This window comes from Rhizomicrobium electricum (assembly GCF_011762045.1).
GTDB lineage: Bacteria > Pseudomonadota > Alphaproteobacteria > Micropepsales > Micropepsaceae > Rhizomicrobium > Rhizomicrobium electricum.
In genome coordinates this window covers 350,956-366,943 of record NZ_JAASQS010000003.1, presented here as the reverse complement: position 1 = coordinate 366,943, position 15,988 = coordinate 350,956, and the positions used below count along the sequence as shown (strand labels likewise).

The 15,988-nt window shown below is 63.2% G+C and carries 11 protein-coding genes and 1 tRNA gene; 8 read left to right on the top strand and 4 right to left on the bottom strand.

The annotated features are described in order from the left end of the window. Positions 1 to 50 precede the first annotated feature (50 nt). From FHS84_RS07285 to FHS84_RS07260, 6 genes are all read left to right on the top strand, one after another. Positions 51 to 1,475 carry a mannose-1-phosphate guanylyltransferase/mannose-6-phosphate isomerase gene (locus FHS84_RS07285; RefSeq protein ID WP_166932416.1) on the top strand — a complete coding sequence of 475 codons (1,425 nt, stop codon included), beginning with the start codon at positions 51 to 53 and terminating at the stop codon, positions 1,473 to 1,475. An 86-nt stretch (positions 1,476 to 1,561) separates the two neighbouring features. Then, the gene (cysD, locus tag FHS84_RS07280; protein WP_166932414.1) at positions 1,562 to 2,476 is read left to right on the top strand and encodes a sulfate adenylyltransferase subunit CysD; all 915 of its coding nucleotides are present in this window, start codon (positions 1,562 to 1,564) and stop codon (positions 2,474 to 2,476) included. Beyond that, a complete protein-coding gene (gene cysN, locus FHS84_RS07275) occupies positions 2,476 to 4,353 on the top strand; it encodes a sulfate adenylyltransferase subunit CysN (RefSeq protein ID WP_166932412.1) in 1,878 nt (625 codons plus the stop codon). Before cysD ends, cysN begins: the two co-directional genes overlap by 1 nt. Before the next feature lie 170 nt (positions 4,354 to 4,523). After that, positions 4,524 to 7,307 carry an SLBB domain-containing protein gene (locus tag FHS84_RS07270; protein ID WP_166932409.1) on the top strand — a complete coding sequence of 928 codons (2,784 nt, stop codon included), beginning with the start codon at positions 4,524 to 4,526 and terminating at the stop codon, positions 7,305 to 7,307. Further along, positions 7,307 to 7,861, top strand: coding sequence for an acyltransferase (locus tag FHS84_RS22050; protein ID WP_166932407.1), 555 nt, complete (start codon positions 7,307 to 7,309; stop codon positions 7,859 to 7,861). Before FHS84_RS07270 ends, FHS84_RS22050 begins: the two co-directional genes overlap by 1 nt. Further along, complete coding sequence (locus tag FHS84_RS07260) at positions 7,858 to 8,514, top strand: methyltransferase domain-containing protein (RefSeq protein WP_166932405.1); 657 nt, start codon at positions 7,858 to 7,860, stop codon at positions 8,512 to 8,514. Before FHS84_RS22050 ends, FHS84_RS07260 begins: the two co-directional genes overlap by 4 nt. Before the next feature lie 179 nt (positions 8,515 to 8,693). Here the strand turns inward: FHS84_RS07260 and FHS84_RS07255 are convergent, their stop codons facing one another. Together FHS84_RS07255 and FHS84_RS07250 are read right to left on the bottom strand one after the other, a co-directional pair. After that, on the bottom strand, positions 8,694 to 9,161 hold the full coding sequence (locus FHS84_RS07255; RefSeq protein ID WP_279589287.1) for a helix-turn-helix domain-containing protein: 468 nt from the start codon (positions 9,159 to 9,161) through the stop codon (positions 8,694 to 8,696). Positions 9,162 to 9,381: 220 nt separating this feature from the next. Then, positions 9,382 to 9,456, bottom strand: a tRNA-Lys gene (locus FHS84_RS07250). Positions 9,457 to 9,637: 181 nt separating this feature from the next. Here FHS84_RS07250 and FHS84_RS07245 point away from each other — a divergent pair. Further along, positions 9,638 to 11,794 carry a M3 family metallopeptidase gene (locus FHS84_RS07245; protein WP_166932401.1) on the top strand — a complete coding sequence of 719 codons (2,157 nt, stop codon included), beginning with the start codon at positions 9,638 to 9,640 and terminating at the stop codon, positions 11,792 to 11,794. A 72-nt stretch (positions 11,795 to 11,866) separates the two neighbouring features. Here the strand turns inward: FHS84_RS07245 and FHS84_RS07240 are convergent, their stop codons facing one another. Next, positions 11,867 to 12,724, bottom strand: coding sequence for an aldo/keto reductase (locus FHS84_RS07240; RefSeq protein ID WP_166932399.1), 858 nt, complete (start codon positions 12,722 to 12,724; stop codon positions 11,867 to 11,869). 80 nt (positions 12,725 to 12,804) lie between these two features. On the opposite strand from FHS84_RS07240, the gene FHS84_RS07235 reads away from it, so the two are divergent. After that, positions 12,805 to 14,046, top strand: a complete 1,242-nt coding sequence (locus FHS84_RS07235) for a hypothetical protein (protein WP_166932397.1) — start codon at positions 12,805 to 12,807, stop codon at positions 14,044 to 14,046. A gap of 50 nt (positions 14,047 to 14,096) precedes the next feature. Here the strand turns inward: FHS84_RS07235 and FHS84_RS07230 are convergent, their stop codons facing one another. Beyond that, on the bottom strand, positions 14,097 to 15,944 hold the full coding sequence (locus FHS84_RS07230) for an aspartyl protease family protein (RefSeq protein ID WP_166932395.1): 1,848 nt from the start codon (positions 15,942 to 15,944) through the stop codon (positions 14,097 to 14,099). Positions 15,945 to 15,988 lie beyond the last annotated feature (44 nt).

Here is a 15,988-nt window from a genome sequence, read left to right as displayed (position 1 = left end):
CGGCTCCGACGTCTTATGGTGCGCCCGCGAACAAGTAAGGTTTTCTCGGCATGACGATTTATCCGGTGATCCTGTCCGGCGGTTCGGGCACGCGGCTGTGGCCGCTGTCGCGGGGTTCGCTGCCCAAGCAGCTTCTGCCGCTGCACGGCGAACGCACCATGATCCAGGAGACCGTGGCGCGCGTCGGCGTTCCCGGTGCGGCGTCGCCGATCCTGATCTGCAATGACGATCACCGCTTCCTGGTTGCCGAACAGATGCAGGAAATCGGCCTGGCGCCGAGCGCCATCGTGCTGGAGCCGATGGGCCGCAATACCGCACCCGCGGCCGCCGTCGCCGCGCTGATCGCGGGCGAGAACGATCCGCAAGCGATCGTGGCGTTGTTTCCGTCCGATCACGTGGTCGGCGACGAGCCGGCCTTCCGTGCGGCGCTCGCCAAAGCGGTAAAGGCCGCCGAAGCCGGCAACATCGTTACGTTCGGTCTCGAGCCGACCGCGCCCGAAACCGGCTACGGCTATATCGAGCGCGGCGACGCGCTCGCCGAAGCCGAGGGCGCCTACAAAGTGCGCGCTTTCCGCGAGAAGCCGGACGTCATCACTGCCGCGCGCTACATCGCCGAAGGCAGCTATTTCTGGAACGGCGGCATGTTCGTGTTCCGCGCCGACGTGATGCTGGAAGAGTTGGAAAAGCACGCGCCCGACATTCTGCCGCCGGTGCGCGAAGCGGTGGCGAAAGCCGTGCGCGATCTCGATTTCATCCGCCTCGACGCAGAGAACTTCGGCAAGGCGCCGAACATTTCGATCGACTACGCAGTGATGGAAAAAACCGACCGCGCTGCGGTGGTGCCGTGTTCGATCGGCTGGAACGATGTCGGTTCGTGGTCGTCCTTGTGGGAAATCCGGCCCCAGGACGAAGCCGGCAACGTGTTGCAGGGCGATGTCGTGGTGCACGACACCCGCAACTCCTTCGTCCACAGCGAGAAGACGCTGACGGCGATGGTGGGCGTCGACAATCTCGTCGTCATCGCCACCAAGGATGCGGTGCTGGTCGCCGACAAGGGGCATGCCCAGGACGTCAAGGCGATCGTCGACAAGCTGAAGGCCAAGGGCCGCACCGAACCGATGGAACACACGGTCGTGTTCCGGCCCTGGGGCAGCTACGAAGTGGTCGATCGCGGCGAGGACTTTCTCGTCAATCACATCATGATCAAGCCGGGCGGGCGCATCGGTCAGCACATGCACCACCATCGCGCCGAGCACTGGATCGTGGTGGAGGGCACAGCGCAGGTCACATGCGGGGAAAAGACGACGATCCTGCACGAGAACCAGTCGACCTTCATCGGCCTGGGCGAGAAGCACCGTCTGGAGAACCCCGGAAAGGTTCCGCTACGGCTGATCGAAGTCCAGTCGGGCCCCTATCTGGGTGCCGACGACATCGCGCGGTACGAGAATTTTTACGGTGCGGAGAAGAAGGATTGACCGTTCGCGTAACTTCTTGCGTGCGGGGAGCTTGAAACCGGCATTCAATCAGCTTATTTCACGGTAGATTTTCGGGGGACCGGAATTTGCCCAGTGACGCTACTGTAGTTTCGCATCTGAAGCGCCTCGAAGCCGAGAGCATTCACATCATGCGGGAGGTTGCCGCCTCCTTCGAAAATCCCGTGATGCTCTATTCGATCGGCAAAGACTCGTCGGTGATGCTGCACCTGGCGATGAAGGCGTTCTATCCCTCGAAGCCGCCGTTCCCGCTTCTACACGTCGATACGACGTGGAAATTCCGCGAGATGATTTCGTTCCGCGATGAGACCGCGGCGCGGCTCGGTCTCAAGCTGCTCGTCCATATCAACGAGGACGGCGTGAAGCGCGGCATCAATCCGTTCGATTCCGGCTCGGCGCTGCACACCCAGGTGATGAAGACCGAGGCGCTGAAGCAGGCGCTCGACAAATATCATTTCGACGCCGCATTCGGCGGCGCCCGCCGCGACGAGGAAAAATCGCGCGCCAAGGAACGGATTTTTTCGTTCCGCACCGCGACCCACGCCTGGGATCCGAAGAACCAGCGCCCCGAGCTCTGGCGCGTCTACAACACGCGCGTCAACAAGGGCGAAAGCATCCGCGTCTTTCCGCTGTCGAACTGGACCGAACTCGACATCTGGCAATACATCATGGTCGAGGACATCCCGATCGTGCCGCTCTATTTCGCCAAGAAGCGCCCGGTGGTGCAGCGCGACGGCACGCTCATCATGGTCGACGACGACCGCATGAAACTGCGCGACGGCGAGGTGATCGAGGATCGGCTGGTGCGTTTCCGCACGCTCGGCTGCTATCCGCTCACCGGCGCGTTCGACAGCGATGCCGATACGCTGGAAGCCATCGTTGCGGAAATGCTGACAGCGCGCACGTCCGAACGCCAGGGCCGGCTGATCGACTCCGACGAGAAAGCCTCGATGGAGAAGAAGAAGAAAGAGGGGTATTTCTGATGGCCTCTCTGCGCGATTATCTCGCCGCCCAGGAAAACAAGTCGTTCCTGCGGTTTCTCACCTGCGGGTCCGTGGACGACGGCAAGTCGACCCTGATCGGCCGGCTGCTCTACGATACCAAACTGTTGTTCGACGACCAGCTTGCGGCGCTGGAGAAGGATTCGCGGCAGCACGGCACGGTGGGCAACGACATCGATTTCGCACTTCTGGTCGACGGACTCGAAGCCGAGCGCGAGCAGGGCATCACCATCGACGTCGCCTATCGCTTCTTCACCACCGACAAGCGCAAGTTCATCGTCGCCGACACGCCCGGCCACGAGCAGTACACCCGCAACATGGCGACGGGCGCGTCCAATTCCGATCTCGCCGTGATCCTGATCGACGCGCGCAAGGGCGTGCTGGTCCAGACGCGCCGTCATGCCACCATCTGCTCGCTTCTGGGCATCCGTCACGTCGTGTTGGCGGTGAACAAGATCGACCTGATGGAGTACCGGCGGGACGTGTTCGACGAGATCGTCCACGAGTTCCGCAAATTCGCCGAGCCGCTGGGATTCAAGTCGATCGTGGCGATCCCGATGTCGGCGCGCTTCGGCGATAACGTGATTGCCCATAGCGCGCGCATGCCGTGGTACGACGGGCCGGCGCTGCTCTCTCATCTCGAAACCGTCGATGTCGACACCGCGCTGGCCGATGCGCCGTTCCGCTTGCCGGTGCAGTGGGTGAATCGTCCCAATCTCGATTTCCGCGGCTTTTCCGGTACCATCGTCGGCGGCCGCGTGAAAGTCGGTGACGGCGTGGCGGTGCCGAAATCGGGACAGACCTCGACGGTCAAGCGCATCGTCACCATGGACGGCGATCTTGCCGAAGCGCAGGCGGGCGCGGCGGTGACGCTGGTGCTCGCCGACGAGGTCGACGTTTCGCGCGGCGACGTGCTCAGCGCCGTCAAGGATCGCGCCGAAGTATCCGACCAGTTTGCAGCGCATGTGATCTGGATGGGCGAGGAGGCGCTGCTTCCCGGCCGTCAGTATCTGCTCAAGCTCGGCACCAATACGGTTCCGGCGCAAGTGACCGATCTCAAGCACAAGATCGACGTCAACACGCTCGAGCATCTGGCGGCGAAGACGCTCCATCTCAATGAGATCGGCGTCTGCAACGTGTCGCTGGCGACGCCCATCGCCTTCGATCCGTACGCGTTCAATCGCGACATGGGCGGCTTCATCCTGATCGACCGCTTCACCAACGCGACCGTCGCCGCGGGCATGATCGATTTCGGCCTGTGGCGCGCCACCAACGTGCACTGGCAGGCGCTCGACGTGAACAAGGAAGCGCGGGCGAGCCTGAAGCACCAGAAGCCCGTCGTACTGTGGTTCACCGGCCTTTCCGGGTCCGGCAAGTCCACCATCGCCAATATGGTGGAGCGCCAGCTCCATGCCGCGGGCCGTCATACCTACGTGCTCGACGGCGACAATGTCCGCCACGGTCTCAACCGCGATCTCGGCTTCACCGAGGCCGACCGCGTCGAGAACATCCGGCGTGTCGCGGAAACCGCCAAGCTGTTCGTCGATGCCGGGTTGATCGTGCTGGTGTCTTTCATCTCGCCGTTCAAATCGGAACGCCGCATGGCGCGCGAGATGCTCGGCGAGGGCGAGTTCGTGGAAGTGTTCGTCGATACGCCGCTCGAAGTCTGCATCGAACGCGACGTCAAGGGCCTTTACGCCAAGGCGCTGGCCGGCCAGATCAAGCACTTCACCGGCATCGACAGCCCATACGAACGCCCGGAAATACCGGAGCTGACGCTGAAGACCGTGGCCAGCGATCCCGCCAAGGAAGCCGAGCGCGTGCTGGCATACCTGCGCGAGAACGGTTACGTGGCGTGAGTGCGGAATAACGCAGCGTAACCTCGTGTCTGTTCGTCTTCCTATGACGGATGTGCCGTGCTACAGACGGAACACCGGACACATCGTATGGTTCGCTGATCATTCCGAGAACACACCGAATGCGAGTTGACGCCGAGTCCTGGCGCCGTTGGCGTGCTGCTGCAAACGCAATGGTCGCCGCCGTTGTCTTTGCCGCCGCCGCTGCCGCACAGACGCTTCCCAATCTGTCTCCCGAACAGCTGCAGCAATTGCAGCAGCTGCGCGGCTCCACGAACGGCAATTCGATAATGCCGGGCCAATCGCTGCCGCCGCGCGAAACGGTGCTGGAGCCGATGGCAGCGCCCAATCCGCGCCTGCCGACGTCTCGGCTCGAGCAGATTCTCTCCGACCGGGCCGGCGTGAAGCTCAAGCAGATCGGCTACGACCAGCTCGGTGTCGGCCGTTCCGTCAGCTTGCCGCAAGTCGGTGCGGTGCAGGACCGTTATGTGCTCGGTCCCGGCGATGAAATCATCGTAACCTTGCGCGGTCAGGAAAATTCGGAATATCGCGCGGTCGTCGACCGCGACGGCTCAGTGGTGCTGCCGCGCATCAATCCGGTCCCGGCGGCGGGCCGCACGCTGGGCGAGTTCCGCCAGGACGTCGTCGCCGCCATCCGCCGTACCTACGTTTCGACCGAAGGTTTCGTCACCGTGGGGCGCCTGCGCCAGATCGGCGTTCTGGTATCGGGCGAAGTCGGTAGCCCCGGCATGCGCACGCTTACCGGCTTGTCGACGCCCGCCGATGCGGTGCTGATTTCCGGCGGTATCAAGAAGTCGGGCTCGCTCAGGTCCGTGCGCGTGATCCGCGGCGGGAAGACCTATATCGTCGATCTCTACAGCGTGCTGACGGGAGAGGCGCGCGCCAGTTCGCTGGCGCTGACCGACGGCGACCGTGTTGTGGTGCCTCCTTTGGGGCGCACCGTCGCGGTAGCCGGATGGGTGCGCCGTCCGGGCATCTACGAATTGGCGGCGGGACGCTCGACCATCAGCACGCGCGATCTTCTGGCGCTGGCAGGCGGGCTCGAAGTACGCGGCAAGTATCGCCTTTCGGTGCTGCGTGTGGCCGAAGACGGCCGCAATCGCCTGGCGACGCTCGAAAGCAACGCGAGCGCCATCGGCGACAGCGATATTCTTTTCGTGCAGCCGGCGGCAAGCCAGACCGAATCCATGGCCACCTTGTCGGGCGGCACCGCGCTCGCCGGCAAATACGCGACCGGCGCCAAGCTGTCGGACGTGCTGAAATCGCCGGGGGCCCTGGGCGAAGACCCCTATACGTTGTTCGGCGTGATTTCGCGCCGCGATCCGGTCACGCTTCTGCGCGTGCTGGTGCCGTTTACGCCGGTGGCCGTGCTGAACGGCAGCGAAGATATGGCGCTACAGAGCGATGACGTCGTGCGCGTCGTTTCCACCGGCGAGGCGCGGACTTTGTTCACCGCCATCCGCCAGATCCGCCTGCGCCGTAACGCCGCCGAAGAAGCGGAAATAAACCCCAATCTCGAACCGGCGGAAAATCCGCTCAACGCGGCCACCGGCGCGGCCGCCGGCCAGCAGTTGAAGACGGCGCCGGCGCCAGCCGCCGATCCGTCGATGCTGCAAAGCAATGCCGGGGTCAATTCGCTGGCGTCGCTCCTCGCCGACAACGGGCAAAACGACATCCGCGGCGATCGGGACGATCGCGACAGGTTCGGTCTGCCCAATCAGAACGGCACTTATCCGTTCGCGCGCGACAACAGCAATCCCTACGGCAACACCTATAGTAACAATGACCTGTCCGCGGCGGATCGCAGCGAGGAACGCGACAACCAGCCGGTCGCCAAGGACATCAAGCGTGTCGGCGATCTCGCCAAGCAGCTCAAGGTCGATCCGCTGGTGCTGATCAATTTCCTCGACGATCGCGCGGTGACCGTCGACGGTGCGGTGCAGGGGCCGGGTATCTATCTCGTCGGTCCCGATGCCGATATCCGTTCGCTGCTGGCGGCCGCCGGCGGCGTGTCGCGCCGGGCCGACAAGAGCACGGTCGAGGTGATTTCCACCACCGTGGATGCCGGTACCGGCAAATCGTCGACCGAACGGCGCACGCTGGCGCTGACCGATGCGACCGACGCCGCGTTCATTGTGTCGCCACGCGATCAGGTACGCGTCAACGAAGTCTACACCGCCGCGACCTCGGGCTCGGTGACGGTGCAGGGGCAGGTTCGGAACGGCGGCACCTATCGCATCATGCGCGGCGAGCACCTGTCCGACCTGCTGCACCGGGCGGGCGGGCTGACCGAAACGGCGTATCCTTATGGCACTGTGTTTCTGCGGCGGTCGGCAGCGATACGCGAACAGGAATCCAACCGCCGACAGGCGCAGGAGATCGAGAACCAACTCGTGCTGGCGATGAGCCGGCGCGATCCCAATGCCAAGCTGTCGCCGGACGCGTTCGCCGCGATGCAGAGCTACATCGGACAAATCCGCAGCCAGAAGGCGCTCGGACGCGTCGTCGTGGCGGCCGATCCCGCCGTGCTGGCGGCCAATCCGGCAAGCGATCCGCTGCTCGAACCCGGCGACCTCGTGTTCGTGCCGCAGAAGCCCTATTCGGTCGCCGTGCTGGGTGAAGTGCTGCAGCCGGGCAATATTCCCTACGAAAAGGGCATGTCGGCCAGCGATTATGTCGAGCGCGCCGGCGGCTATACCCGCTTTGCCGACGAGAACGAGACCATCCTGGTGCTGCCCGACGGCTCGGCGCAGCGGGTGGACAATTCCTGGCTCAATTTCGGCAGCGAGCGGATTCCGCCCGGTTCGACCATCTTCGTGGCACGCGACATTTCCGGCATCGACCTGCACCAGATCATCGTCGACACCACCCAGATCTTCAGCCAGTTGGCGGTCAGTGCGGCCTCGCTGGCGGTGTTGTCGACCCAGGTGAAGTGATGGCCGGTCTTGCCGTGCGCGATCTGGCGGCCTTTCTCAAAGGGCAGCGTCCGACGGGGTTCAAGCATCTCGGACGCGGTGCGCGCCTGTTGCGGCCGCATACCATCGAGGGGCGCCGGAACATCGCGATCGGAAACCGGGTCACCATCCGCGGCCATTCCTGGATCCAGGCGATCTCGGAATGGCGGGAGCAGCGGTTCGATCCGGAGATCGTCATCGGCGACGGCACCTATATCGGCAATTACGCCTGCATCACGGCGATCGACCGGATCGCGATCGGAGAAGGCTGCGTGCTGTCCGAGCGCGTTTTCATCGGCGACAATCTGCACGGTTACGCGCCCGCCGCCGGGCCGATCATGGCGCAGCCGCTGTCGTCCAAAGGGCCGGTGGTCTTGGGCAAGGCGTGCTGGATTGGGGTTGGCGTCAGCATTCTGTCGGGCGTCACTCTTGGCGATCACGTCGTGGTCGGGGCCGGGGCGGTGGTGACGAAATCGTTTCCGTCCCACGTCGTCGTTGCCGGCAATCCGGCGCGGGTGATACGAGGCCTCGCGTGACGTCGCTGGCGCACACCACATTTTCCGCCGACGCCGGTTACTACGGCGAAGTACGTCCGTCGCTGGTGGCATTGCTGCCGGAAAAGCCGCGGGCGGTGCTCGATGTCGGCTGCGGCCGCGGCGGCCATCTGAAAATCTGCCGCGAACGCGGAGCGGAGCGCCTTGCCGGGATCGAACTGCGTGCCGACGTGGCCGATGCGCTACGGGCCGAAGGCTGGGCCGAGGTTTTAGCCGGTTCGGTGGAAGACCAAGATCTGTCGCGTTTCGAAGGCGCCTTCGATCTCATCATCGCCAGCTTCGTGCTCGAACACGTCGCCGATCCGTGGACGGTGCTGGCGCGCCTCAAGACGTTGCTGGCCCCCGGCGGCAGGCTGATCGGCGCGCTGCCGAACGTGCGCTACTGGCGCGTGGCGCTGCCGCTGCTCGTGACGGGCGACTGGACCTATGTCGAGGAAGGCGTGATGGATCGCACGCATTTGCGTTTCTTCACCCGCCGGACCATGCGCGATCTTTTTGCTGCCACCGGTTTTGCCTGCGAGACCCTGCAACCGATCTGCGGCGGCCGCCTGGCCACACTCGCCAACCGGCTGACGGCCGGCGCGGCTTCGGGCTTGCTCGCCTGGGGGTACGATTTTGTGCTGAAGGCCGAATAGGTCGGCGCCACGGCGCGGCAGCCTTCTCTCGCTTCGCGAGTGAAGGCTGGTGAGCCCGATGGGGTTCGAACCCATGGCCCTCTGATTAAAAGGTATTGCGAATATAGGAAAAACAATGGCTTACGAAGCGATTTCGACCAAAACAATACGCAAATAGGCCCGAAAGTCACACGCTAAATTCACTCGGTGATCACGTCCGCTATCAGCATAGCCATCAGAGCGCGTCTTCGCTGATCTGTTCCCAATTTGGCCCACAAGGCTGCGAGGGAGCTCTCGCTCGGGTCGGAGGCCGATCCTGCGCGTGATGCGTCACCGGCTGCGATGTGTTTTGCGGCGGTGATGATCGCAATTGCAGCCTGAGCCAAGCTCGCTTTGTCGGAAGGTGCAACTGTGCCAGTCAGGTTGCAGCATTCGCTGAGATGACATCTCGGTCTCGCCTCAACATCTGCATCCACCAGAAGTTCAGAAGGTTTGACGCCCAAGGCCGCACCAATGCTCCTCATTTTGGATAACGTGAGTTCGGCTTCGCCGCGTTCAATCCGATTAATGCTGTTGCTTGGTATCCCCGACGCTTTCTCGAGCTGCGCTAGCGAGACACTGCGCTCCATCCGAAGCTCCTTAACTCGGTTTGCCGGCAGCTTTCCCATAGCGATTGTCCCGATTTACAGGACAGAAACTCCCACCATTGAGAGTTGAAGTGAACTGCGGCAAGTCACACCGGATCAACTGACCGAAAATCAGTGCTCCCTCGTGGAATCCGCCAGCAGAATCAAACGGCGAGTGACTTTGCCGAGTGACTTTCTGCAAAAAGTCACTCCAAAGTCACTCGTCCGTGTACGGATTTTTAGGCTAAGCCTTTGAAGTTATTGGTGAGCCCGATGGGGTTCGAACCCATGGCCCTCTGATTAAAAGTCAGATGCTCTACCCCTGAGCTACGGGCTCACGTCAGGGAGGGCGGACCATATGGGGTGACGCTCCTTCGGTCAACCGCGGCTAAGTGGCTGTCCCCAGGCACTTTTCGGTGAGGTCCGGCCGCCGGAGTGGAGCCGGAGGGGGCGAACGCCCTATAAATGGGGTCCACACGAGTCCCGCGCTTCGGGCGCGGTTGCTGGAGAAATTTCCCATGGCCCGTTTCCGTTCCGCGTTCCTCGGCGCGGCCGCCGTTCTGACGCTCGCCGCCTGCTCGACCACCCCGCCGCCGGCTCCGCCCGCTCCACCGCCCCCGCCGCCGAATCCCTTTGCCGAGGCGTCGTCCCTGCCGCTGCAGGCCCCCGATTTCAGCCGCATCAAGGACAGCGACTACCAGCCCGCGATGGAAGAGGGCATGAAGCGCCAGCTTGCCGAGGTGGACGCCATCGCCACCAATCCGGCGGCGCCGACCTTCGAGAACACCATCGCGGCGATGGAAAAGTCCGGCGCCATGCTGACCCGCGTCTCGAAGGTGTTCTTCGCGCTGACCGCGGCCAACACCAACGAGACGCTGCAGAAAGTCAAGGCCGAAGAGGCGCCCAAACTGGCCGCGCATCACGACGCGATCTTCATGAACCCGAAGCTGTTCGCGCGCGTCGAAGCGCTGTGGAACGCCCGCGTCGGCCTCAAGCTCGACCCCGAAGAGTCGACGTTGCTCGAGGTCTACTACCACAACTTCGTCGCCTCGGGCGCCAAGCTGGACGATGCCGGTAAGGCGCGTCTGGCCGACATCAACAAGCAGATGTCCACGCTGCAGACCACGTATGACGAAAAACTGCTCGCCGCCACCAAGGCGGGTGCGCTGGTGGTCGACGACAAAGCCAAGCTGGCCGGTCTGGACGAAGGCGGCATCGCCGCGGCGGCCAAGCGCGCCGAGGAGCGCGGTCTTGCCGGCAAGTGGGTGATCCCGCTGATCAACACGACCCAGCAGCCGTCGCTGCAGGATCTGGCCGACCGCGACACGCGCAAAGCCCTGTTCGAGAACGGCTGGACCCGCACCGAAAAGGGCGACGCCAACGACACCCGCGACACCATCGCGACCATCGCCCAGCTCCGCGCCGAGAAGGCCGCGTTGCTCGGCTATCCCAACTGGGCTGCGTACGTGCTCGAAGACCAGATGGCCAAGACGCCGGAAGCGGCCGAGGGCTTCCTCAACAAGCTCGGGCCGGCAGCGGTGAAGAAGGCCAAAGTCGAAGCGCGCGACATCCAGAAAATGATCGCCAAGACCGGCGGTAAGTTCAAGCTGGCGCCGTACGACTGGGACCGCTACGCCGAGATGGTGCGCAAGGCGAAGTACGATCTCGATGAGAATTCGGTGAAACCGTATTTCGAGATGAAAAGCGTGCTCGAAAACGGCGTGTTCTTCGCGGCCAACAAGCTGTACGGGCTGACCTTCAAGGAACGTAAGGACATCCCGGTCTATCATCCCGACGTGCGCGTGTTCGAGGTGTTCGACAAGGACGGCTCGACCCTCGGCCTGATGTATTTCGACTGGTTCAAGCGCGACAACAAGCAGGGCGGCGCCTGGATGGACACCTTCGTCGATCAGTCGACGGTGCTGGGCATGAAGCCGGTGGTGTTCAATGTCTGCAACTTCGCCAAGCCCGCGGAAGGCCAACCGGCGCTGCTGTCGTTCGATGACGTGACGACGGCGTTCCACGAATTCGGTCACGCCCTGCACGGCCTGTTCGCCAGCCAGAAATATCCGACGGTGTCGGGCAGTGCCACGGCGCGCGATTTCGTCGAGTATCCGTCGCAGTTCAACGAGCATTGGGCGCTCGATCCCATCGTGCTCAAGAACTACGCCATTCACTACAAGACGCACGAAGTGATCCCGGACTCGCTGGTCAAGAAGATCAAGAAGGCGGCGACCTTCAACCAGGGCTATTCGCTGACCGAGATCGTCGCCGCGGCCCAGCTCGACATGCAGTGGGCGCTGCGCGCGAAGACTGATCCCAAGGCCGACGTCGATGCGTTCGAGAAGGCGGCGCTGGAAAAGACGCATATGGCGGTGGCCGAAGTGCCGCCGCGCTACCGCTCCAGTTATTTCACCCACGTCTGGACGCTCGGCTATTCGGCCGGCTACTACGCCTATCTGTGGGCCGAGATGCTCGATCACGACACCTATGCCTGGTTCGAGAAGCATGGCGGTCTGACGGCGGAGAACGGCCAGCGTTATCGCGACCTGATCCTGTCGCGCGGCCACACCATGGATTACGGCACGATGTTCCGCGCCTTCTACGGCAAGGACCCCGAGATCGGGCCGCTGCTCGAAAATCGCGGGCTCAAGGCTCCTTCCAAGAAGCACTGAGAGACGTGCGAATGCGAAAAACCCCGGTCCGTGAGGGCCGGGGTTTTGTTTTCTACGGTGAAGGATGGGCGACTACTTCTTCGCCGCCTTGTCCAGCGTTGCGAAATCTTCGTCCGACAACACAATATCGACGCCGGCCACGTTTTCTTCGAGGTGTTTCACTTTGCCGGTGCCGGGGATCGGCAGGATCACCGGGCTGCGCTTCAGAATCCAGGCGAGCGCGATCTGGCTGGGCGAGGCGTTGTGCTTCTTGGCGATGATATCGAGCACCGTGCCCGGCTTGGCCAGATCGCCCGCCGCCAGCGGGAACCACGGAATGAAGCCGATGCCGTTCTTCTCGCAATAATTCAGCACGTCTTCATAGGTCCGATCGGCGAGATTGTAGCGGTTCTGCACGGTCGCGACGGGGAACACCTTGCGTGCGGCTTCGATGTCGTCGATGGATGCTTCCGACAGGCCGGCGAAGCGGATCACGCCGTCGTGGATCAGCGATTTGATGGCATCGAACTGCTCGCCGCGCGGCACATTGGTGTCGATACGGTGAAGCTGCCACAGGTCGATGCGCTCGACGCCCAGGCGGCGGCGGCTCAGATGCGCCTGCTGAATCAGAAAGTCGGGCCGGCCGAGCACGTTCCACACGTCGGGACCGGGCCGCACCAGTCCGCCTTTGGTGGCAACCATAACCTTGCCATAGGGGCGGAGAGCTTCGCGGATCAAATCCTCCGACACCGCCGGTCCGTAAGAGTCGGCCGTGTCGATAAAGTCGATGCCGAGTTCCGGGACGCGGCGCAGCGTACGGCGTGCTTCTTCCGGGTCCGCCGGGTCGCCCCAGATGCCTTTACCGGTGATACGCATGGCGCCGAAGCCGAGGCGGACGATTTCCCGTTCGCCGCCGATCTTGAACGTTCCCGATTTCGCAGCGTGGACCATGGATGTCTCCTCTGTCTGCCATTTCTTAACGCACGGCGGGTACGCTTGCCACCCTCCGGACGGCCATCGATGATGACGGAATGATTCCCTTGCGTGAAGCCAACCTTCGCATCGTGATGCTGCTGGCGGTCTTTGTGCTCAGCGCCGTGTTGGCGGCGATCCGTACCGCGCCGGCGCGAGGGACCGACGAGTTGGCGCACGTTTCCTATGTCGCTCAGCTGCAAAAGGCCGACGCGCCACACGATTTGGCGAATCTGAAGCTGCTCGATCCGAACACCTTCCGTTTCCGGCCGGTGGCCAACTACATCAATCATCCGCCGATCTATTACGCCGCGCTGGCGCATATGGGACCGCAACTTGAAGGCCATCCGGAAGCGCTGTTGTGGTTCCGCCTCATCAACATCGTTCTGGCGGCTGCTGGGTTGCTGACTTGTTTTCTCCTGCTGCCGCGTGAGACCGAACGCCTGCCGTTCTATGCCTACGCGGTGCCGCTGTTGTGCATTCCCGTGCTGATCCCGCTCGCGGGCTGCGTGAACAACGACAATGCGGCGTTCGTGGGCGGCGCGGTCATGCTGCTCGGTCTGAAACGGTTGATCGAGACGCGCCGGGCAGGGTGGCTGGCGCTTGCACTCTGCGGTTTGGTGCTGGCGTCGTGGGCCAAGCTGACGGGATTCCTGCTCGGCGCCGGCGTGCTCGCAACGGTTTTTGTTTGGCTCCTTCGCGAGCGACGTCTTCCGGCACTTTGGAGCGTTGCGGCGGTCGTTGCGCTTGTCATCGCCGCGATCCCATACGCGCAGTTGATGCTCGCGTATGGCAGCCCGGCGCCGGACACCCCCGCCCAGCACGCCGCACTGGTGGCGATTGCGCGGTACGCCGGATGGGACGGCGCGACACGCCTTTCCTTCCCGGTTTATGCGATCAGGTTTGTGGGTGATTTTGTAGCCGGCTGGCAGCCGCCACGCGATGCGATCCAGAGCGCGGCTTTGGTGTTTCCCGTATTTGCGATTGGCGTGGCCGCGGCGGGCGTGTGGCTGGCGGCGCGACGGTTCGCATCTCGCATGGCTTCATCGGACGAGGTTCTGGTAGTCGCCTGCGCCGTTGCATTTGTGTCCATGTTCGTGGTGCACGTCTGGTTCAGCTATCAGCGCCATCTGTCGACCGGCTGGATGATGGACGCCTATCCCCGCTATTACTTCCCGATTGCGCCCTTTGTGCCGCTCGCCGGGCTCGTTGCCGCGCGAGCCTGGTCGAAGCATCGCGATGGACTTCTGACCGGTCTGGCCGCCGCGCCCGTTCTGTTGCTCCTCGCCAGCGCGCTCTGACAAAAAGAGACCGGAGCGAATGCCCCGGTCCCTTGTCGGTGCAAGTGCGTTCAGATCAGATCGCGCAACGTGACCTTGACGTTTTTGGGCTTGCCGCCGCGCGTGACCGTGAAGGTGACGACCGTGCCGGGCTTGGCGGTACGGAGCGTCTTACGCAGCTCGGCCAGCTTCACGCTGGCGGCCGGTTTGCCGTCGACGGCCGTGACGATATCGCCTTCGACAAGGCCCGCTTCGGCCGCGGGCGCCGTCTTGGTGACGCTTACGATCTTGAAAGCGGTGCCGTCGACATTGAGCCACAGGCCGGCGCGGTCATAGGTGTTGGTATCGTCCACCGGGCTGGGGCGCGGCTTCAGATACATGAGGCGATTGTTGTAATCGAAGGTGACGACAAAGCGCTTCAAGACGCCACCGCCGACATTGGCGGAATAATCGGAGCCGGCGAACGCGCCTTTGTCCTGATTGGCGAGCGAGCCCACCACCGGACCGATCTTCACGTCGCCGATGGTCATATCCTTGATGCGCGTGACGTAACCGGTCGACGGCCCGCCGACGCCCCAGCCGTCCACCGCCACGACGCCCTTGGGATGGCTATCGCGCAACTTGTTGGTTTCCGCGAACGGCTTGGTGATGGTGAGTTCGGAACGCGCGCCGGTGTCGATATCGAACTTGGCGGGAATGCCTTCGATCGTGCCCATCACTTCGGGAACATGATCGTTGAAGACGAATTTCACCGGCGTGCCGGCATCCTTGGGATCGAACTTGGCAGGGTCGATCAGCGTCAGTGTCCCGGCGCCGTAGTCAACGCGGGTGACGAAGCGGCGGAAGGTTTCGTAGCCGACCATGCCGGGCATCGGAATGCCTTCGATGTCGCCGAGCTTGTCGAGCGGGAAGACGATGGCGAGCTGGTTCTTCACCGTGGCGTCGCCGACCGCGAAGTCGAGCCCGTGGACGAAGCCGCCCTCCATCACGCCTTCGCCGGCGCCCGATCCCGGCAGTTTGCCTTCGATCTTGAGGCCGAGTTCCTTGGCCAGCGGCGGCGTGATGATGTTGCGCCCGCCGGTATCGAAGATGAACACGAACGGGCCTTTGCCGTTGACCTTTGCCGCACCGTAAATGTGATTGTTGACGATCTGGACCGGTATCGTGGTCGAAGCCGCGCCGCCCGCGATCGCGAAATCGGTCACCACGATCTTCGGCATGGCAAAGGTGCTGTCGGGCTGGGCGCCAAGGAACGTGACCTTGGTCACCTTCATGGTCTGCAGGTACGCTGCGCCGACGCCGGTATCGACCTGTATTTTGTGAGGCAGCTTCACGCCGTCTTCGTCGCGGTATTCCGCGAGCGTGGTGGCGACGGTTTGCGCGCCCGCTTTCTCGACGATCTTGGAAAGGTAATGCGTGCCGGTATCGAACCAGGCTTCGAACGGCTTGCCGCCTTTCGGGGTCACAACCAGGACGTCGAACCGGCCTTCGGCGTTGGTGACTTCGCCTTTGGATTCGATCGCCGCTCCGCCGTGATCGGGTTTCCACCACAGATTGGCGTTCCGGTAAGCGTCGTTGACGGCGAGGACCAGCGCGTCGCCGCCTTCCTGTTCGGTGATGGTGCCGGAGGTGTCGCGCGCCCACGGCGTTTTGCCGTCGAAGCCGTTGGCACCCTCAGCCGGGCCGACCTTGAACGTGCTGACCGTCCGGCCCGTTTTCAGGTCGCTGACCGAGTGGGTGATGCCAGTAAGGCCTTGGCCGGCATAGTCGGAATCGATGCTCACCGCGGTCTTCGTAGCCCAGGCCGAACCGCCCGTGGCGGCCCAGTTGGCCTTCAGCACGTCGTCGGCGGAGCCGGCGGCCAGTGCGGCGACAGACGTGGCGGTGATGGCTGCGAAGGCAGCAATGGTCTTGCGCATGTGGTACTCCCCTCAGTGTGGTACCGATGTAGGTAGCGTGACCC